The organism is Paraburkholderia sp. CNPSo 3272 (assembly GCF_024206495.1).
GTDB lineage: Bacteria > Pseudomonadota > Gammaproteobacteria > Burkholderiales > Burkholderiaceae > Paraburkholderia.
In genome coordinates this window covers 21,790-40,359 of record NZ_JAMBPQ010000055.1, presented here as the reverse complement: position 1 = coordinate 40,359, position 18,570 = coordinate 21,790, and the positions used below count along the sequence as shown (strand labels likewise).

Annotated in this window: 15 protein-coding genes; 1 reads left to right on the top strand and 14 read right to left on the bottom strand. The window is 68.2% G+C overall.

Annotated elements, in window-relative coordinates:
- Positions 1–425: 425 nt before the first annotated feature.
- From M3I53_RS34885 to M3I53_RS34875, 3 genes are read right to left on the bottom strand one after another with little or no spacing between them, the layout of a single operon-like run.
- A complete protein-coding gene (locus M3I53_RS34885; protein WP_254320329.1) occupies positions 426–1,271 on the bottom strand; it encodes an anti-sigma factor in 846 nt (281 codons plus the stop codon).
- Complete coding sequence (locus M3I53_RS34880; protein WP_028205375.1) at positions 1,268–1,786, bottom strand: sigma-70 family RNA polymerase sigma factor; 519 nt, start codon at positions 1,784–1,786, stop codon at positions 1,268–1,270. Before M3I53_RS34880 ends, M3I53_RS34885 begins: the two co-directional genes overlap by 4 nt.
- 55 nt (positions 1,787–1,841) lie before the next feature.
- Entirely contained in the window at positions 1,842–2,564 is a 723-nt protein-coding gene (locus tag M3I53_RS34875) for a transcriptional regulator (protein WP_254320328.1), read from the bottom strand.
- A gap of 267 nt (positions 2,565–2,831) precedes the next feature.
- On the opposite strand from M3I53_RS34875, the gene M3I53_RS34870 reads away from it, so the two are divergent.
- Positions 2,832–5,024, top strand: coding sequence for a hypothetical protein (locus tag M3I53_RS34870; protein WP_375542625.1), 2,193 nt, complete (start codon positions 2,832–2,834; stop codon positions 5,022–5,024).
- Between the two features lie 12 nt (positions 5,025–5,036).
- Here the strand turns inward: M3I53_RS34870 and M3I53_RS34865 are convergent, their stop codons facing one another.
- From M3I53_RS34865 to aroQ, 11 genes are all read right to left on the bottom strand, one after another.
- Positions 5,037–6,014 carry a diguanylate cyclase gene (locus M3I53_RS34865; protein WP_254320334.1) on the bottom strand — a complete coding sequence of 326 codons (978 nt, stop codon included), beginning with the start codon at positions 6,012–6,014 and terminating at the stop codon, positions 5,037–5,039.
- 205 nt (positions 6,015–6,219) lie between these two features.
- The gene (locus tag M3I53_RS34860) at positions 6,220–7,245 is read right to left on the bottom strand and encodes a chemotaxis response regulator protein-glutamate methylesterase (protein WP_254320326.1); all 1,026 of its coding nucleotides are present in this window, start codon (positions 7,243–7,245) and stop codon (positions 6,220–6,222) included.
- Complete coding sequence (locus tag M3I53_RS34855; RefSeq protein WP_254320325.1) at positions 7,242–9,539, bottom strand: hybrid sensor histidine kinase/response regulator; 2,298 nt, start codon at positions 9,537–9,539, stop codon at positions 7,242–7,244. Before M3I53_RS34855 ends, M3I53_RS34860 begins: the two co-directional genes overlap by 4 nt.
- Positions 9,536–10,240 (bottom strand): chemotaxis protein CheW, encoded by a 705-nt coding sequence (locus M3I53_RS34850; RefSeq protein WP_254320324.1) that lies wholly within the window; start codon positions 10,238–10,240, stop codon positions 9,536–9,538. Before M3I53_RS34850 ends, M3I53_RS34855 begins: the two co-directional genes overlap by 4 nt.
- Positions 10,233–11,723, bottom strand: coding sequence for a protein-glutamate O-methyltransferase CheR (locus M3I53_RS34845; protein WP_254320323.1), 1,491 nt, complete (start codon positions 11,721–11,723; stop codon positions 10,233–10,235). The genes M3I53_RS34850 and M3I53_RS34845 overlap by 8 nt, the downstream gene beginning before the upstream one ends.
- Positions 11,720–12,214 (bottom strand): chemotaxis protein CheW, encoded by a 495-nt coding sequence (locus M3I53_RS34840; RefSeq protein WP_254320322.1) that lies wholly within the window; start codon positions 12,212–12,214, stop codon positions 11,720–11,722. The genes M3I53_RS34845 and M3I53_RS34840 overlap by 4 nt, the downstream gene beginning before the upstream one ends.
- 13 nt (positions 12,215–12,227) lie before the next feature.
- Complete coding sequence (locus M3I53_RS34835) at positions 12,228–13,901, bottom strand: methyl-accepting chemotaxis protein (RefSeq protein ID WP_254320321.1); 1,674 nt, start codon at positions 13,899–13,901, stop codon at positions 12,228–12,230.
- A 337-nt stretch (positions 13,902–14,238) separates the two neighbouring features.
- Positions 14,239–14,907 carry a TetR/AcrR family transcriptional regulator gene (locus M3I53_RS34830; RefSeq protein WP_254320320.1) on the bottom strand — a complete coding sequence of 223 codons (669 nt, stop codon included), beginning with the start codon at positions 14,905–14,907 and terminating at the stop codon, positions 14,239–14,241.
- A gap of 778 nt (positions 14,908–15,685) precedes the next feature.
- Entirely contained in the window at positions 15,686–16,984 is a 1,299-nt protein-coding gene (locus M3I53_RS34825; protein ID WP_254320333.1) for an MFS transporter, read from the bottom strand.
- 193 nt (positions 16,985–17,177) lie between these two features.
- Positions 17,178–18,098: a shikimate dehydrogenase gene (locus M3I53_RS34820; RefSeq protein ID WP_254320319.1), complete on the bottom strand. Its 921-nt coding sequence runs from the start codon at positions 18,096–18,098 to the stop codon at positions 17,178–17,180.
- Positions 18,095–18,550, bottom strand: a complete 456-nt coding sequence (aroQ, locus tag M3I53_RS34815; RefSeq protein WP_254320318.1) for a type II 3-dehydroquinate dehydratase — start codon at positions 18,548–18,550, stop codon at positions 18,095–18,097. Before aroQ ends, M3I53_RS34820 begins: the two co-directional genes overlap by 4 nt.
- Positions 18,551–18,570 lie beyond the last annotated feature (20 nt).

Here is an 18,570-nt window from a genome sequence, read left to right as displayed (position 1 = left end):
TCCGGAGCGTCTGTCACTCCGTACCTTCAAAGTCGGTGACAAGGCAGTCATCCTTCCGGCGGCGCTCCGCGCGCCGAAGGGCATAACCTGAAACCATTGGTGCGCGTGCATCCTCGCCGAGGCTGACAGCGCCCCTGGTGTCCCATGCAGCCCCAACCGCAGCGCGCGTAGCGAGCAGCGGGATGAATGACTGCCTTGTCACTCACTTTGGTGGTGCGAGGTGACAGACGCTCCGGAGCCATTCACCATTTACGACGAGATGTGAACTGTGGCAGGCGCTAGCGGTTTGAGCCGCTTTCTTTTGCCTACTTTTCTTTGCGGCTGCAAAGAAAGTAGGTGCCGCCCCGCACAGGGGCAACGCCTGCATACCGACGCGAACACAAGGAAAGGCCAACCCGGCCAGGAACAACGACAAAAACCCAACCTCACCGCTGCGTCAGCTGCGCATAAACATCATGCGCAAGCTGCAGCAACGACTTGCGATCAATCCCACCCGAAAGCGCATACCCAAAGTCGCCATCCACCCAATAAAACACATTCACAGGCCCATCCTGATAAAGCTTGAACGCGGTCGTGTTGGCGCTAGTCTTACGATGCGAGATACACAGCGTCACCCGCTCGCCACGGGCATTGTGATACATGAACTGCGCGACTTCGCCGCCGTCGTCGGCCGGCAACAAGCGCCCGCCCGAAAGCTCGAAGCCGCTCTTCGAGAGCATCGGCGCTCGCACGTTGGTGCCGAGCCTGTTCGCGAGCCACTTCACGAAGTCCTGCTCCTGGCTGTCGTCCATCGTGTCGGGCCGCGCCACCGTCGGCATGTAGACCACGTGCGCGAGCGCCGCTTGCTGCGCGAAGCGCATGGTGCTGTCCGCGCTCACCGCACGTAGTTCGCCGCCGCCAGCCGCGCCTGCGGGTCCGCCCGTGCCGCCCATGCCGTAATGCATGCCCCACCCGATGCCAACGCCCAGCACCAGCGCCGCAGCGAGGCCCGCGAAGCGCGGCCAGTTTGCCGCCGGGCGCGCATTTCGCACCGTTTGCGGCCCGGGCTCAGGGGCGGCCACGCGCAGGCGGGCGGGCAACGGCTCGTTGAGCACGCGGTCGTAACGCTCGTGCAGCAGGTTGTTGAGCGCGAAAAAGTCACTCGCCCGCGCAGCAAGCTCGGGGTTGCGCTCGAGCTCGCGCTCCACGTCGGCGCGGCGCGCCTCGGAAAGCGTGCCGTCGACGTAGGCGTGGATCTCGTCTTGCGTGACTGGATTTTGTTGCTCGCTCATCGGACCACCTTCAGATTCGCACGCGGGACGGAACCGGCCATGAGCGCCCGCAAGCGCTCACGGCCCCTCGACAGACGCGACATGACCGTGCCGATCGGTATGTCGAGCGCCAATGCGACATCGGCGTAACTCATCTCCTCCAGTCCCACCAGAAGCACCACCTCGCGCTGCTCCACGGGTAGACGCTGCAGCGCAAAGTCCAGATCGCGCACTTCGAGCGCGCCCGTCTGCGTGGCGGGCACGGCGTAGTCGGTTTCGGGCACGCTGTCGTCGTCGACGGAAACGTGCGCGCCGCGTGCCGCCGATTTGCGCACCTGGTTCACGAACAGGTTGTGCATGATCGTGAAAAGCCAGGCGCGCAGATCGGTGCCGGAGCGAAACAACTCCGTGCGGGCGATGGCGCGCTCGAGCGTGTCCTGCACGAGATCGTCGGCGAGCTCGCGGTTGTTGATCAGCGCGCGCGCGTAGCGTCGCAGGCGCGGCACGTGTTCTATCAGCTCGTCACGGATGTCCATGTTTCATCCTGGATTGCCGCAAGGGTCATTGCGCGGTTTGCTTCGTCGGGCGCGTTCACGATCCTTCGCCTTCGCGCGCCGGCTGCGTGGCGAGCGTCGCGAGGTCCGCGGCGCGCATCAAGCCGCGCGTTTGTGCGTTGCCCGCGAGCACCCAGCGCGTGCCGCGCTCGCGCCACATCAGGAGCCGCAGCGGTCCCGCGCGGTGTGCGCTCCACTGCGGCGCCGCGCCGGCCAGCCAGGCGCGGCTCGCGAGCAGCACCACGCGCTCGCCCTGGTTGTTCTCGTAGACATAGCGCTGCGCGCTCGCGAACGGCCCGACCCGCACTTCGCCGCCGCCGAGAAAGTGCAGGCCCGCCGCGCCGAAATCGAACGGCGCACGCGCCGCGCCCGCTTCCAGCGCCTCCGGCTGCGCGCTTTCGGCTTCCATCAACGCCATCACCGCCGCGTTGTTCAGCACTTGCTGCGACGGCTCCGTCACGCCGATCCACGCCACTGCGGCGCCCGCCATCGCGAGGGCAGCGATAGCGTAGCGCAACAGCCGCCTGCTTCGGGCCGGGGCGGTGCGCGAGTGCGCCGTCTGCGCGGCCGGCGCGGGGTAAGCATCGCGCATCTGGGCATTCAAGCGCCGATAGAACAGGATGCGATGCCATTCGCCGGGCTTGCCCGCCAGGTAGCGCCGCACGTGCGCCGCCCGCGCGCCGGCAAGCGTGCCATCGCTATAGGCCTGGATATCGGCTTCGGAAACCAGCGGCTCGTCGAGCGGCCCGCGAAACTTCATGATCGTGAATCGATGCTGAACAGGTGGCGATGCGGGGGCAAACACGCGCTAGGCGCGAATTATTCCAGCGGGCGGCGAAATTCATTCTTTGCGCGGGGAGCGGGCGATTTTGCGCCATGCGGCGCGGCCCGTTCATCGCATCCGCATAAAAAATCGCCACATTACCCGCGTTGAATAATATTTGAATTATTTCCTTAAAAGTGCATGCGAGCATCAGGCCGAACTGCCATGCGTCCTGCGGCAGGTTCGTGATCGATGGGAATTCAAGTGAAAAATGCTGCTCGCCTCATTGCCTTGTCGGTAGCGCTGCAAGGTCTCGCGCTTCAACCCTGCGTCGCGCAAAGCACGCTCAACTACACCACGTCCTGGATCGGCAACAGCTTCGGTTTCGGCGACGGCAAGTGGATGCAGCAAGACGTACAGGCCATCGCCGTCGCGCCCGACGGCACCGTCTACGCGAACGCGCCCTGGGACGAAAGCGGCAGCGAGATCGGCGTCTACCGCGGCGGCGACAAGCTCGCCGTGGCCGGCAACACGCACGGCTGGGGCAACGCGGGCGGCGACGCCATCGCGGCGAACAGCACCTGGGTATATGCCGCGATGTCGATCGGCAACCAGAGCAACGCTCTCGTGGGCGCGGACTATCCGCCCGCCGACCAGACGTGGTTCGGCGTGACGCGCCGGCTGCGCTCGAACGTGGCGCAGGGCGCGCCGTTCGCGAGCGGCATCGGCAACAGCGCGAACGCGACGAAAAACAGCTTCCTGCGCGTACTCGCCGCGCCGAGCGGCAGCGACGGCGCTGTGCGCGGCCTCGCCGCCACCGACGCCGAACTGTACGTTGCCGATACCGCGGACAACCGCATCGTGGTCTACGACGCGCAAAGCATGCGTCAGCTGCGTGCTTTCTCCGTGCCCACGCCGGGCCGCATTGCGCTGGCCACTGACGGCACGCTCTGGGTGATCCAGGGCATGCAGGACGCGAACGGCCCAGGCATCGGTCACTACCGCGAGGACGGCACCGCCCTGAACGATGCGCCCGTGCTGCCGCCTGGCACCGTGCCGACCGACCTCGCCTTCACGCCTTCGGGCCAGCTCTCGATCGCCGACAACGGCCCCTCGCAGCAGATTCTGCTCTACGCGCGCACCTCGAGCGGCCAGATGGCAGCCGCGGGCACGCTGGGCACGCGCCAGGGCATCTTCCACGTCGTGGAGGGCACGCCCGGCGACTGGCGCTTCAACGGCATCACCAGCATAGGCTACGACCAGGCGGGCAACCTGTACGTCGCGCAAAACGGCCAGGGGCCGCGGCCTTACGGCACCGCGCTGGTCGGCCAGGGGGCGGTGCTCGAAAGCTACACGATGGGCACGCGCACGCTCGGCTGGCGCCTCGATGGCCTGACCTTCGTCGATGCCGCCGCCTTCGACCCCGCCAACACCGCCAACGTCTTCACCGGCTCGAAGCGCTTCACGCTCGACTACCGCCAGGCGCCCGGCAAGCAATGGACCTATGCGGCCTTCACGCTCAACCGCTTCGCCTATCCCGACGATTCCGCGCTGCACTCCACGCGCGGCGTGCGCGGCTCGCCCATGGTGCGGCGCTTCAATGGCCAGCCATTCCTCTATACGCTCGATCAGTACGCGCACTACCTGAACATCTACCGCTTCTCCCCCGCGACCGATGGCGAAGTCGCGATTCCCTCGGGCCTGCTCGCCCAGAATCCGATGCCCGGCAACTGGCCCGCCGGCCAGCCGACCTACGGCGAGTGGATGTGGCGCGACGCGAACGGCGACGGCCATGTGGACGCGAGCGAGATCACGTCGAACCCCTCCACCGGCGCGACCGTCGGCAACGGCTACTGGTGGGTGGACACGCCCGGCAACGTGTGGCTCGCCACACCACTCTCGGGGATTCGCGAGATGCCGATGCAAGGGCTCGACGCGCAGGGCAATCCGCAGTACACCTACGCATCGTCGAAGATGTTCCCGATGCCGGCGCCGTTCAACCGCATCGCGCGGATCGTCTACGTGGCCGAAACCGACACGATGTACATCACGGGCTTCACCGCGAACATTGCGTGGGATGCGTCGCACTGGAAGGAAGCCGGGCCCGTGCTCGCGCGTTACGACAACTGGTCGAGCGGCTCGCCTACGCTCACGTGGCAGGCGTCGTTGCCCTGGAACACGGGCAGCAGCCCGCAGGTGACGACGGTGGGGATCGCAGTGGCCGGCAACTATGTGTTCATCGCGGAGCTATACACGCAGAAGATCGACGTGTACGACGCGCGCAGCGGCCAGATCGTCGGCTCGATGACGCCCGGTGCGGACGTGGGCAACACGAGCGGGTGGGTGGACATCTACATGGGCATGAGCGCCGCGCAGCGCGACAACGGCGATTACGTGGTGCTCGTGGAAGACGACGCGCGCGCGAAGATCCTGATGTACGACTGGACGCCGGGTTGAGGCGCCGCGCCGCTATGCCCGCCCCGACACGTGCGTGGAAAACGCCACGCGATTACGGCCGTCGCGCTTTGCGCGGTAAAGCGCGGCGTCGGCTTCCTCGATCAGCGCCGTTTCCGCGAGCCCCGGCGCGGGCGTGAGCGTCGCCACGCCAATGCTGATCGTGAGGTGCTCGCTCACGGCCGAGCCCACGTGCGGCAACGCGAGTCCCGCCACGTCGCGGCGCATTTTCTCGGCGAGCAGCCGCGCGCCCGCGCTGCCCGTGCCCGGCAGCACCACGGCGAACTCTTCGCCGCCGAAGCGCGCCACGAGGTCGCGCGGCTGACGTATCTCGCGACGGATCGTCGTCGCCACTGAGCGCAGCACGTTGTCGCCCGCCACGTGGCCGTAGGTGTCGTTGTAGGGCTTGAAGTAGTCCACGTCGATCATCAGCAGCGACACTTCGGTGCGCTCGCGCTCCGCCCGCTTCCACTCGGCGGTGAGGAATTCGTCCAGATAGCGCCGGTTCGAGAGGCCCGTCAGGCCATCCGAATGCGTCAGGCGGCGCAGTTCGAGGTTCGCTCGGAGCAGTTCCTGCTGCGAGCGGCGCAGCGCGCGGTACGCCTCGTCGCGCTGAAGCATGTTTACGTAGGATCGCGAATGATATTTCACGCGCGCGATCAGCTCGACGCTGTCCGGCAGCTTGACGAGGTAATCGTTGGCCCCCGAGGCGAACGCCGCGCTCTTGATGGCAGGCTCTTCCTTGGTGGAGAGCACGATGATCGGCACGTCGCGCGTCGCTTCGTTCGCTCGGTAGGCGCGCACGAGCGTGAGGCCGTCGGTGCCCGGCATCACGAGGTCCTGCAGGATCACGGTCGGGCGCACTTCCTCGGCGGTGCGCACGGCCTGGTCGGGATGCGCGCAATAGTGGAAGTCGATCTCGCGTTCGCTAGCGAGCGCCCGGCGCACGGCCTCCGCCACGATCGCCTGGTCGTCCACCAGCAGCACCATCATCGGCAAGTCGGCCGCGGGCTGCGTTTGCTCCAGCGCGCTGCGCACGGCCTCCAGCGCGACGGCGAGCGAGGCGTCGTCGGCGCCGCTGGGGTCGAGGCCCGCGTCGAGGCCGACGTCCGGCCCAATGCTGTCGGCAACGTTCGCGCTGGTTGGAAGATTGGACTTCTCGGTCATGATGTCGGTCGCGTCTCGTGATGGCTGGCGTCTAGCCGGCTGGTTGATGCGGTGGTTTCACCCGGCTCGCAAGCTCCGGGGCGATGGCGCCGAGCGGCAGGATCGCGCGCGCTGCAAAGAGCGCCGCCGCGGCCTTGGGCATGCCGTATACGGCGCTCGTCGCCTCGTCCTGGGCGATGGTGTGCCAGCCCTTGGCCCGCATCGCCTTCAGGCCGATGGCGCCGTCGCGCCCCATCCCCGTGAGCAGCACGCCGATCGCCTCGCCCGTCCAGCGCTCGACGAGGCTATGAAAGAACGTGTCGACGGAGGGACGGTAAGGTGTGTCGGCCGGCTCGCGAGTGTAAGCCAGCTTGCCGCCCGCTGTCATGCGCAGATGATCGTTGGTCGCGGCGAGCAGCACGCAGCCGGGCGCGGGCTGCTCGCCTTCGAGCGCGATGCGCACCGTGAGCGGCGTCTGGCCGTCGAGCCAGGCGGCCATGCCTGCGGCGAACGACTGGTCCACGTGCTGCACGATCACGATGCTCGCGCCGAAACCGGCGGGCAGCGCGCCAAGCACGGTGGCGAGCGCGCCTGGCCCGCCCGCCGAGGCGCCGATCGCAATGAGTGGCGCTTTCGCCATGCCGGAAGCCGTGAACGCCGGCGCGCGCGCGGCGAGATCGAGCGCGCCTGAAACGCGCCCGATCTGCTCGATCTTCGCGAGCAGCAGATCCATGGTGCGGCGCGTATCGGGCCCGGCGAGAGTGGGCGTATCGACGGCGTCGAGTGCGCCGGCGCCCATCGCCTCGTACACGCGCCAGGCGTTCGCGCCCACGCTGCTCGTGACGATCAGGATGGGGCACGGCGAGCGCGCCATGATCTGCCGCGTGGCCTCCACGCCGTCGAGCTTCGGCATCACGAGATCCATGAGGATCACGTCGGGCACCTGCGCGGCACAGAACTGCACCGCATCCTCGCCGTTCGCGGCGACCCACAGCACGCGATGGCCCGGCCGCGTCGCGATGGCCTGACGCAGTGCCTCGACCGCTAGCGGCATGTCGTTGGCGATACCGATTTTCATGCCGTCGCCTCTCCGATCAGGTCGTTCACTGCGTCGAGCAGTGCTTCGTCGTGGAAGCTGCCCTTGGTCAGATAGTAGTCGGCGCCCGCGTCGAGGCCGCGCCGCCGGTCGTCTTCGCGATCCTTGTACGAGACGATCATCACCGGCACGTTGCGATGCATCGCGTCGCCCTTGATCATCGTGACGAGTTCGATGCCGTCCATGCGCGGCATGTCGACGTCGGTAATGACGAGGTCGAAGTGCGCGTTGCGCAAGGTGATCCAGCCGTCCATGCCGTCCACGGCCACCGTGACGTCGTAGCCGCGTTTTTCGAGCAGCTTGCGCTCCAGCTCCCGTACCGTCAAGGAGTCCTCGACAACGAGAATGCGCTTGCGGGCGCGCGCGCCATCGTGCGCGCCGCCGCGCGCCACGCCCGCGAGCTGGCCGTCGCGCACGAGACGCGCGACCGACGCCACGATATCCTCCACGTCGACGATCAGCACGACCTCGCCGTCGTCGAGCAGCGCGGCTGCCGAGACGTTGCGCACCTTGCCCAGACGCGCGTCGAGCGGCTGCACGGCGAGCGTGCGCTCGCCCACGAAGCGGTCCACGGCCACGCCATAGAGGCCCGCCTCGCTGCCCACCAGCACGACGTTCAGCTCTTCCGTAGTCGTGGCTTCGGCACCCGCGCCGAGAAGCTGGCGCGCGGTCACGAGCCCCACGGGCCGCCCTTCGAAGGCAATGTGCTGCTGGCCTTCGAGCATCTCGATCGTGCTGCGCGGCACGCTGAGCGCGCGGCGCACGTGCGCGAGCGGGAACGCGTAGGCCTCGCCCGCGACCTCGACGATCAGGCCTCGCACCACCGAGAGCGTGAGCGGCAACTGCAGCACGAAGCGCGTGCCCCGCCCCGCCGCGCTCTCGATGCGCACCGTGCCGCGCACGGCCTTCGCGAAATTCTGCACAGCGTCGAGGCCTACGCCGCGGCCCGACACGTCGGTGACGGTCTCGCGCAGCGAGAAACCCGGCAGCAGCAGGAAGTCGAACAGCTCGGCGTCGGACATGGCGGCCACGGCCTGGGGCTGCGCGAGGGAGCGCGCGACGATGCTCGTGCGCAGTGCGTCCAGATCGATGCCCGCGCCGTCGTCGGCCACGGCGATCAGCAGCTTGCCGGCGCTATGGCGCGCTTCGAGCGTGAGGCTCGCCTCTTCGGGCTTGCCCGCGCGCCGTCTAGTTTCGGGGTCCTCGATACCGTGGTCGAGCGCATTGCGCAGCAGGTGGCCGAGCGGCGCGTCGAGCATTTCGAGGATGTCGCGGTCCACTTGCGTCGACTCGCCGGCAATCGCGAAGCGCACGCGCTTGCCAAGCGAGCGCGCAAGATCGCGCACCACTCGCGGATAGGTGTGCGCCGCGTCGCCGAACGGCCGCATGCGGCACTGCAGGGCTTCGTCGTAGAGGCGCTGCGCGAGCTGCGTACCGCGCCGGTCGATGCGATCGACGTCGTCGAATCGTTCGGATAGCTGACGATCCAGCGACGCAACCGCATTGCGGATGTCGGCGAGCGCGGCGCGCGCGTCGAGGTCCAGCGCATGCCCGTGGCGCTCCTGAAACTGGCCCAGCGCCGCGAGCACGTCGCCCTGCGCGCGGCGCGCGCGCAAGAGCCCTTCCGCGAACGGCCGCATGCGGCGCGACTCCACCAGCGATTCGCCCGCGAAGCCGAGCAAGCGGTCGAGCGTGCCGGCGCGCACGCGCAGCATGCGACCGGGGTCGGCCGAACGGGGCGGCGAGGGTTGCGCCGGCGGCGCGGGTTCGACGTCGGTGGACGCCCCCGCCTCCGGCTCGGGCAGACGCAGTGACGCCGCCAGCGCGGCGAGGTCGTCGGTTTCAGGTGCGCTCGCGGCGCTGTTCGCCGCGGGTTTAGACACGCCGGGCTGTGCTGCGCCCTGCAGGCGCGCGACGAACGCCTCGACCGCCTCGTGCGAAAGCGGCGCCGCCGAAGCATCGCCTGCCGCGCCCAGCAAGTCGATGCCTACTAGCAGTGCATCGATGCGCGCCGCGTCGATGCGCAACTCGCCGCGCTGCGCGGCCACGAAGCAATCCTCCATCGCGCTCGCCACCTCGACCGCCTCCGGCAGGCCGACGATGCGCGCCGCGCCCTTGAGCGAGTGCGTCGCGCGCATGCAGGCTTCGAGGGTGGCGGCGTCCGCGGGCGCGGACTCCAGCGCGAGCAGGCCCGCGGAAAGCGTGCGCGTCTGCGCCGCCGCCTCCTCATGGAAGAGGTCGAGCAGCGAGCGGCGGCTCAGTTCGTCGTCGCTCATCGCAAACTCCTTGCAAGCGCATCGAATAGCACCTCGGCATCGAGCACGCCCACGGAACGCCCGCGCCAGTGCGTCACGCCGCGCACGTGCCGCCCGGCCGATTGCGCGAGCGTGGCGGGCGCGGGCAGGAGCGCGTCGGCGCCGAAGCTCGCGACGCCTTCCACGGCATCGACGGGAAACGCCGTCGTCGCGCCCGCCCATTCGGTCACGAGCAGGCGCGGCGTAGCGGCGCGCGACGGTGCGCCGGGCGCCGCGGCATCGATACGCAGCAGCGCCGCCAGCGATACCGCGAGCGTAAGCACGCCGCGCACGTTCACGACCCCCAGCACGGCGGCGCTGCGACGGTGCGGCAGCGTGTGGATGGCGCGCGCCTCGTGCACCTGGCGCAGCGCGGTGGCAGGCAGCGCGAGCCACTCGCCGCCCACGCGGAACACGAGCGAGCCTTCCTGGCGCGTGCGCGTGTGCGCTGACTCAGGCGCGCGTTCGAGCGCAAGCGCGGCTGGCGCGAGCGGCGCGGGACGGTCGAGCATGCGCGCCGCCGCTTCCTCGAAAACCGGGCAGTTCAGGCAGCGCACGCATGTTTCCAGGCGCGGGCACGAGTTGTCGCCGAGCGTGCCGATGACTTTCCAGCACCGCTCGGGCAGCGGCGCCGCCGGCGCGAGGTCCTGCGCGCGGTCGTGCTCCAGTTCGCGCTCAGACATGCGGGCCTCCAGCGTCCGGCTCGCCGCGCGGAGCGACTTCCTGCCCGGCGCGCTGCGCACGGCGCATCAGCCGGCGCGCGCCTTCGGCATCGCCCTGCACTTCGAGCAGCGCCGCCAGATGCGTGAGCGCTTCGTAGTGCGAAGGCTCCAGATAGATGGCCTTGCGATAGTGCGCGAGCGCCTCGGCGGCGCGGCCCTGCGCATCGGCGATCAGGCCTAGCAGGTACCAGGTGCCCGCGTTCTGGGTCAGCGCCTGCGCCGCTTGCGTGGCGAGGCGTTCGGCCTCGTCGAGCGCGCCGGCATCCGCGAGACGGCGCGCGTCGGCAAGCGCGGCTTCGGGCGTGGCGCCGGGCGCGGCAACGGTGGACGGCCCCCTTGCGGCATGGGCGTTCACCACGGCCGCCGCGCGCGGAGCCGGCGCGCCATGCAAGGGCCGCAGCGAGAGCCGTGACGGCGCAGACCCGCGTGCCGCCGCGGCCAGCGGCGCGTCCAGCGGCACGAACACCGGCGCGCTGCCGAACGCGGGCGCCGCTGCCGTCGCGGCTATCACCGGCAGCGGCGTGAGAGCAGGCGGCACGGCGGCCGACGGGCTCGCCGGATATTGATGATCCGCCGTCGCTCCGGGCTCCGGCGCGCGAAAACCGAACGCGAGCGGAATATAGGCGGACACCATCTCATGGCGCATCATCAGGCCCGTTTCCGCCGGGCCGACGAAGATCATGCCGCCCGCCGTGAGGCGCGCACGCAGCAGGTCAATGGCGCGGTCCTGCGAGGCGCGGTCGAAATAGATCAGCACGTTGCGGCAAAAAATGAAGTCGTAGCGCACCGGGTGCGGTGCGAGCCATTCGAACAGGTTCGCGCGCTCGAAGGTCACGGCTCGGCGCACCGACGCGGCGATACGCCATCCGTCCGGCGCCGCCTCGAAATAGCGCTCGCGAAACGCGAGGCCGTCGCCGCGAAACGCATTGCGGCCGTACACGCCGCGCGCGGCCGCCGCAATCGACTGGCCGCTGATGTCGATCGCGTCGATGGCGAACTGTTCGGGCGCGAGGCCCGCGTCGAGCAGCGCCATGGCCGCCGAGTACGGCTCCTCGCCGCTCGAACACGGCACGCTCAGCACGCGCAGCACGTCGCCGGGCTGCGCGGCCAGCCGCTTCGCGCCGAGCCGCGCCAGCGCGGCGAAGGCCTCGCGCTCGCGAAAGAACCAGGTCTCGGGCACCACGAGCGCGTCGATCAGCGCCTGGCGCTCGGCAGGCGTGCTCGTGAGGCGCTGCCAGTAGGCTTCGCGCGCCCAATCGGGCAGCGCCGCGCCGCTCATCCACGCCTTACGCGTAACGGCCGGATGCAGGTCCGCGTGAACCTCGAGCGTCACCGCCGCCCGTGCGCCTACCGCGCGAGCGAGCGCATTGGCGCCCAGCGATTCGGCGTCGATGCCGGTTTCCTCGAGCAGCCAGGCGGCGAAGCGCGGGTCGGCCTGTCTCATGGCGCGCCTTGCCACGAAGGCGGATCGGGAAAGAGCCGCGCGCGCACGCGCGCGTCGAGCAGCTGGGCGACTTTCACCCACTGCACGAAGCCGCGCTCGTCGCGCGCGACGGGGCCGAGCCAGCGCGCCTCGGGCGTAGCGATGCCGCCTTCGGCAAAGCGCTCGGGCGCAATCGACAGCGTGCGCGTCGCGCTTTCGAGCAGCAGCGCGAGGCGGCGCGGCGGCGCATGAGCGCCAGCCGCGCCGGCTTCGTCGCCACGGTCATAGACGAGCACGAGCCGCGTGGACATGAGCGCGCGCGCGGGCCGCCCGAGCGCGAGCATCGGCAGATCGACCACGGGCACGGGCGCGCCCTCGTAGTCGATCACGCCGGCGATATACGCGGGCGTGCCCGGAAACGCGCGCACGGGCGCGAGCGGCAGCACGTGCGCGATCTCGCGGGCATCGAGCGCGTATCGCTCGCCGTCCAGTTCGAACACCAGGAAGAGCATCGCCGCTCCCGCGTCACGCCTCGATCCTGAACCGCGACACGCCAGTGCGCAGTTCGTTGGCGACGAGCGTGAGATTGTCGATGGCCTGCGACGACTGGCGCAGCGACTCCGCCGTCTGCTGGGCGGCTTCGGAAAGCTGGGTGAGCGCCTGGGTGATCTGCTCCGCGCTGGTGGCCTGCGCCTGCATGCCGTCGTTGACGACCTGGAAGCGCGGCGCGAGCGTCTGCACCGCGCCGATGATCTGCGAAAGCTGCGCGCCCACGGCCTGCACGTCGTGCATGCCGCGCCGCACTTCTTCCGCGAACTTGTCCATGCCCATCACGCCCGCCGACACCGCCGACTGGATCTCTTTCACGGTCTGTTCGATGTCGTAGGTCGCCACGGCCGTCTGGTCGGCGAGGCGGCGGATTTCGGTCGCGACCACCGAGAAGCCGCGTCCGTACTCGCCCGCCTTCTCCGCTTCGATCGCCGCGTTCAGCGAAAGCAGATTGGTCTGGTCGGCCACCTTCGTGATCGTCGCCACGACCTGATTGATGCTCACGGCCTTCTCGTTGAGGATGGCGAGCTTGGCGTTCACCGAGCCGGCCGCTTCCATCACGCTGCGCATGGTGTCTTCCATGTGCGTGAGGCCGCTCTGGCTCGTGCTGGCGAGCCCGGCCGACTGCTCGGCCACAGTCGCCACCTCGCTCATCGTGCGCACGAGGTCGCGCGCCGTGGCGAAAATTTCGCGCGACGTCGCGCCGATCTCGGTCGTGGTGGCCGCCGTCTCGCTCGCGGTGGCCTGCTGCTCTTTCGACGTCGCGGCCACTTCGGCCACCGAGGTCGAGACCTGCAGCGACGACTTCTGCGCCTGGGCGACGAGGCTGGCCAGTTCGTCGCTCATGCGGTTGAAGCCGTCTTCGAGCACGCCGAATTCGTCGCCGCGGTTCAGCGCGAGGCGCTGCGAAAGGTTGCCCGTGCGCATGGAGTCGTGCACCTCCACGAGGCGCGCCATCGGCACCGTGATCGCGCGATAGAGCGCGTAGCCCGTGGCGAGCGCAGCGAGCAGCACGACGCCCAGCGCCGTGGCGAGCGTGATCTCCGTGCCCGTGACCGAGTTGCGGATGGTCTGCGCGGACTCGTCGGCCTGCTGACGATTTTCGTCGACGAGCGCGTTGGCCGTGGCGAGCACCTCCTGCCAGGCCGGGCCGATCTGCGCAAACGCCGCCTGCGCGGCGGGGCGCGAGGCTGGCAGCTGGCTCGCTACCGCCTTCGCCAGCGGCAGATAGCGCGCGTAAGCGTCGCGAAAGCGCTGGAAGCGCTCGCGGTCGTCGCTGCGGAAAAGCGTGCGTCCATACTGCCGTGCGGTCTCCTCGACCCGCGCCACGGCCGCGGGCAGGCCCGACAGGTCGCGGGCCACGCTGTCTCCATCGGCATCGACGAAAGCAGCGCGCTCGACGAGGCTATAGGTCTGGTTGGCCGCCGCGCGCAGTGAGGTGGCGTAGAACAGGCCCGGCACCGAATCGCTCGTGAGGCTCATCGCCTCGCTGTCGATGGCGCGCAGGCGATCCCATGAGATCGCGGCCATCGCGAGCATCAGCACGAACAGCAAGCCGAAACTGAGGACGATGCGTGTGCCGAGGGTGAAACGACCCTGAGTCTGTCGAGGCAGGCCGGCTTGGCCGGAACGGGGCATGGCGGTGCTCATTGCGCTAAGGACTCTCCGGTGGCGTGGACCGACGCGCCCGCCCTGCCGGCGAGGCGGGGCGCGGCTGCGCAGGGCGAGGCCGCGCGCGGCGGCCTCGACCGCCGTAGTGTAATGCGTTTGCGCACTTTTATGGGACAAGCGATGCTAGCTGTCAGCCACGCAGGACGGGGCTTGCCGGGCTTTTGTAGATAAATCTGCAAAGTTTGCCGGGGCTTTTTGGCAGCCCTTCGCGACGCCGTGCGGGGAGGCGGGCGCGCCGCGGGCAATGTGCCCCGCATCGGCGGGCGCGCGGGAAATGGCCGAAGCGGCCGGGGCGGCCGCGGCGCTGGGGTGCGCCTTACTTCTTGACGAAGCGCAGCGTGGCGTCGACGACCATCTCGCGATGGCGCGCGCGCAGACGCGGATGCGAGGGGTCGCGCCCGAACGCCGCGCCGAACGTGTGGCGGTTGCCCACGCGGTGAAAGCACATCGAGCTGATGAGCAGGTGCAGGTCGATGGGATCGATGTCTTCCCGGAACGCGCCGCTCGCCACGCCGCGCGCGAGCAGGTCTTCGATCGTGCGGATCGCGCTGGCGTTGCGGCTGCGGAACGTCTTCAGGCGCTCGATGTACTTCGCGCCGTGAATGTTCTCGATGGTCACGAGGCGCACGAAGTCGCGGTGGCGGTCGTGATAGTCGAAGGTGAATTCAACGAGCCGCCGCAGCCCTTCCGTGGGGTCCAGTTCGTCGATGTGCAGGTCCAGTTCGAGCGCGCGGATGTCGCCGTAGACCTTGTCGAGCACCGCTTCGTACAGCCCTTCCTTGCTGCCGAAGTAGTAATACAGCATGCGCTTGGTGGTGTTGGTGCGCTCGGCGATCGCGTCTACACGCGCGCCTGCCAGACCCATGGCCGAGAATTCGGCCGTCGCCACTTCGAGGATATTGCGCTTGGTCTGCTCGGGATCGTACTTGCGCCGGCTTTCGGATGGAGCATCGTTGCGTTCGGCCGAAGCCGCCGGTCTCGCCATGTTTTTCTTGGCCCGCAGCAGGGATGGGATGCGGGGGATTTTAGCATGGGGGATGGGGCGCTAAAGCGCCGGGCTTTGGGTTTGCTTTGGGTTTGCTTTGGTGTTGCTTTGGGTTTGCTTTGGTGTTGCTTTGGTGTTGCTTTGGGTTTGCTTTGGGTTTGCTTTGGGTTTGCTTTGGGTTTGCTTTGGGTTTGCTTTGGGTTTGCTTTGGCCTTTCCTTGTGTTCGCGTCGGTACGCGGGCGTTGCCCCTGTGCGGGGCGGCACCTCCTTTCTTTGCCGCGGCAAAGAAAGGAGGCAAAGAAAGCCGCTCAAACCGCCAATGCCTGCCACGGTCCACATCGCGCCGTTGATGCTGAATGGCTCCGGAGCGTCTGTCACCTCGCACCACCATAGTTAGTGACAAGGCGCTCATTCATCCCGCTGCTCGCTACGCGCGCTGCGGTCGGGTCTGCATGGGAAACCGGGTGGCACGCCTGAGCATTCGCGAGAACTCATGTGCCCCGCCGGTTTTTGGTTATGCCCTTCGGCGCGCGGAGCGCCGCCGGAAGGATGAGCGCCTTGTCACTCCGGTTGTGGGCGAGTGGTGACAGACGCTCCGGAGCCATTCACCATCAACGGCGCGATGTGAACCGTGGCAGGCGCTAGCGGTTTAAGCGGCTTTCTTTTGCCTATTTTTCTTTGCCGCTGGCAAACAAAAGTAGGTGCCGCCCCGCACAGGGGCAACGCCTGCATACCGACACGTAAACAAGGAACCGCCAAAGACCCAGAAGCAGCGACTCAAAGCTCGATCCGCTTGATATCGCCCACGATGAAGATGTACGACGCCGCGCCGGTCAGCGCGATCACGCCGATGAACACCAGCGCCCAGACGAACGAGCCCGTCGCACCGACGACGAGCCCCACCACCAGCGGCGTGATGATGCCCGCGAGATTGGCAGCGAGGTTGAAGATGCCGCCCGTGAGACCGAGCATGCCGGCCGGCGCGATATCCGAAACGAGCGTCCAGCCGAGCGCGGCCATCCCTTGCGCGAAGAACGCCACCGAGAGGATCGCGATCACGGCCACGTTGCTGTCAACGAAGTTCGCGAGAATGATGGTCGAGGCGAGCAGCAGACCAGCGATGATCGGCAGCTTGCGTGCCACGTTGGCCGAGATGCCGCGGCGCAGCATCCAGTCGGAGAAACTGCCGCCGAACATCACGCCGATCGACGCGGCAATGAACGGCATGATCGCGAAGAAGCCGATCTTGAGCCAGCCCATGTGGCGCTCGGTGGCGAGGTAGGTCGGGAACCACGTGAGGAAAAACACGAGCGTGGAGTTGCCCGCGAACTGCCCGAGGCAGATCCCCGCGAGCTGACGGCGGCGCACCAGCTTGCCGGCCATGCGCCAGTCGAAGCCCTGCTTTTTCGGTTGCCCGGCAGCGGCTTGCGTATCGGCCTTGCGCTCGTGGCGGGCGAGACCGCCGCCCGCCTCGATGTAGTCGAGTTCGGCGCGGTTGGCCGCGGGGTGCTCGTGCGGCTCGCGATAAAGGAGCCACCACACGAGGCCGAACACGATGCCCACGCCGCCCACCACGTAGAACAGCGAGCGCCAGCCGTAGGCGCCCATCAGCGCGAAGAGGAACGGGCTGAAGAACGCGAGGCCGATGTATTCGCCCACCGTATAGGTGCCCGTGGCGAACGCGCGCTCGCTTTGCGGGAACCACGTGGCGACCACGCGACTGTTGGTCGGGAAGCACGGCGACTCCGCGGCGCCCAGACCCAGGCGGCAAGCGAACAGCGCGCCCACGCCGCTGATGAAGCCCTGGGCGAGCGTGCACATGGACCAGAGCGTCATCGAAAGCCAGTAGGTGAACTTGCTGCCGAAGCGGTCGAGGAACACGCCGCCCGGAATCTGCGCGACGACGTAGCTCCACGAGAACGCCGAGAACACGAGGCCCATGAGGGCCGCGTTGATGCCCAGTTCCTTGGTGAGTTGCGGCGCTGCGATGCCGAGCACGGTGCGATCGAGGTAATTGATCATCGTGCCCACGGCCAGCAGGCCGAGGATGCGGTAGCGCGCTTTCGAGCGGCGCATGGCACCCTCGGCGGGCGCGGCTGCGGAAAGGTTCGGCGCGTCGCCGCGCCCCGTGGATACGGGTGGTGCCATGTCTTCGTCTCCGAGTTGTCGACGGGAGTTGGCGCTTTAGCGCTTACTCCCGTCCCATGCCCTTGTGGCGGTCGACGGGAGTTGGCGCTTTTGCGCTGACTCCCGCCGCGCGCTGTCGTTGTTATTCGCTGGCGCTTGCAGCATTCGCCGCCAGCATGGACTGCAGATGCGCATACATGCGTTCCGCGTCGGGCTCGACACCCGTGAACAGCCGGAACGCATCCACTGCCTGGTACACCGCCATGCCGCCGCCGCTCAGCGTGCGGCAGCCGCGCGCCTCGGCCGCTTCGAGCAGCGCGGTGCGGATCGGGAAATAGACGATGTCCGCCACCCACAGCCGCTCGTGCAGATACTCCGCAGGCAACGGCATACCGGGCAGCTTCGCCATGCCGGTAGGCGTGGCGTGGATGAGGCCGGTGGCGTGCTTGAGCACTTCGCGCAGATCGCCGCCCGCGCTCACGCGAGCCGCCGGGAAGCGCGCCTGCAATTCGCTGGCGAGCGATTCGGCACGCGAAGCGTCCACGTCGAACAGCGTGAGCGCCTGGGCGCCCATCTGCAGCGCCGCGTGTGCGACCGCCGCGCCCGCGCCGCCCGCGCCGAGTTGCACCACCGCTTCGAGCGAGACGTCGGGCAGGCCGCGCTGGAACGCGCGCGCGAAACCCGACCAGTCGGTGTTGTGGCCGATGCGCTTGCCGTCGCGGAACAAAACCGTGTTCACGGCGCCGAGCGCGCGGGCGTCATCGGAGAGTTCGTCGAGTAGTTCGATCACGGCCTGCTTGCACGGATAGGTGATGTTCAACCCGTCGAAACCCATGCGCTCGGCGGCCAGCAACAGCTCGGGCAGCGCGGCGGGCGCGAGCTTCAGCGCTTCGAGGTCGATGCGCCGGTACACATAATGGAAGCCTTGTTCGCGGCCTTCCTGCTCCTGCATCGCGGGCGTGAGCGAGCCGCCGATGCCCGAGCCGATCAGACCGCAGAGAAACGAGTTGGCGGTTGCGCGCGCGCCCAGCGCAGGCGTTCCGGCATTGTTCTGGGCGCTCATTTCGTCGCCTTTTCGGCGAGCAGCGTGGCCATGCGCTCCAGCGCGAGCACATACCCTTGCGTGCCGCAGCCGACGATGATGGCCTCCGCGATGGGCGAAACGAAGGAATGGTGCCTGAACGCCTCGCGCTTGTGCACGTTCGAGATATGGACCTCGATCACGGGCTTCGCGATAGCGCAAAGCGCATCGGCGATCGCCACCGACGTATGCGTGTAGGCAGCCGGATTGATGACGATGCCGTCTACGCGCGTGCGCGCTTCATGCAGCCAGTCGATCAGCTGATGCTCGGCGTTCGACTGGCGAAAATCGATCTCGAGTCCAAGACGCCCCGCCGCCTCGCGGCACAGGTTGGCAACGTCATCTAACGTTTCAGCGCCGTAGATCGCGGGCTCCCGCGTTCCCAGCAGATTCAGGTTCGGTCCGTTGAGGACCAGCACCGAAGGCATTCCCATTAAGCACACTCCAGAACAGC

Bases quoted from the DNA above. Each gene is read 5' to 3' on its own strand.
- M3I53_RS34825 (WP_254320333.1), bottom strand. From the start codon at position 16,984: ATGCGCCGCTCGAAAGCGCGCTACCGCATCCTCGGCCTGCTGGCCGTG.
- M3I53_RS34820 (WP_254320319.1), bottom strand. From the start codon at position 18,098: ATGAGCGCCCAGAACAATGCCGGAACGCCTGCGCTGGGCGCGCGCGCA.
- M3I53_RS34880 (WP_028205375.1), bottom strand. From the start codon at position 1,786: ATGGACATCCGTGACGAGCTGATAGAACACGTGCCGCGCCTGCGACGC.
- M3I53_RS34830 (WP_254320320.1), bottom strand. From the start codon at position 14,907: ATGGCGAGACCGGCGGCTTCGGCCGAACGCAACGATGCTCCATCCGAA.
- M3I53_RS34875 (WP_254320328.1), bottom strand. From the start codon at position 2,564: ATGAAGTTTCGCGGGCCGCTCGACGAGCCGCTGGTTTCCGAAGCCGAT.
- M3I53_RS34860 (WP_254320326.1), bottom strand. From the start codon at position 7,245: ATGAAAATCGGTATCGCCAACGACATGCCGCTAGCGGTCGAGGCACTG.
- M3I53_RS34840 (WP_254320322.1), bottom strand. From the start codon at position 12,214: ATGCTCTTCCTGGTGTTCGAACTGGACGGCGAGCGATACGCGCTCGAT.
- M3I53_RS34835 (WP_254320321.1), bottom strand. From the start codon at position 13,901: ATGAGCACCGCCATGCCCCGTTCCGGCCAAGCCGGCCTGCCTCGACAG.
- aroQ (WP_254320318.1), bottom strand. From the start codon at position 18,550: ATGGGAATGCCTTCGGTGCTGGTCCTCAACGGACCGAACCTGAATCTG.
- M3I53_RS34865 (WP_254320334.1), bottom strand. From the start codon at position 6,014: ATGATGGTGCTGCTGGTGGACGACCAGGCGATCGTGGCGGAGGCCGTG.
- M3I53_RS34855 (WP_254320325.1), bottom strand. From the start codon at position 9,539: ATGAGCGACGACGAACTGAGCCGCCGCTCGCTGCTCGACCTCTTCCAT.
- M3I53_RS34885 (WP_254320329.1), bottom strand. From the start codon at position 1,271: ATGAGCGAGCAACAAAATCCAGTCACGCAAGACGAGATCCACGCCTAC.
- M3I53_RS34845 (WP_254320323.1), bottom strand. From the start codon at position 11,723: ATGAGACAGGCCGACCCGCGCTTCGCCGCCTGGCTGCTCGAGGAAACC.
- M3I53_RS34850 (WP_254320324.1), bottom strand. From the start codon at position 10,240: ATGTCTGAGCGCGAACTGGAGCACGACCGCGCGCAGGACCTCGCGCCG.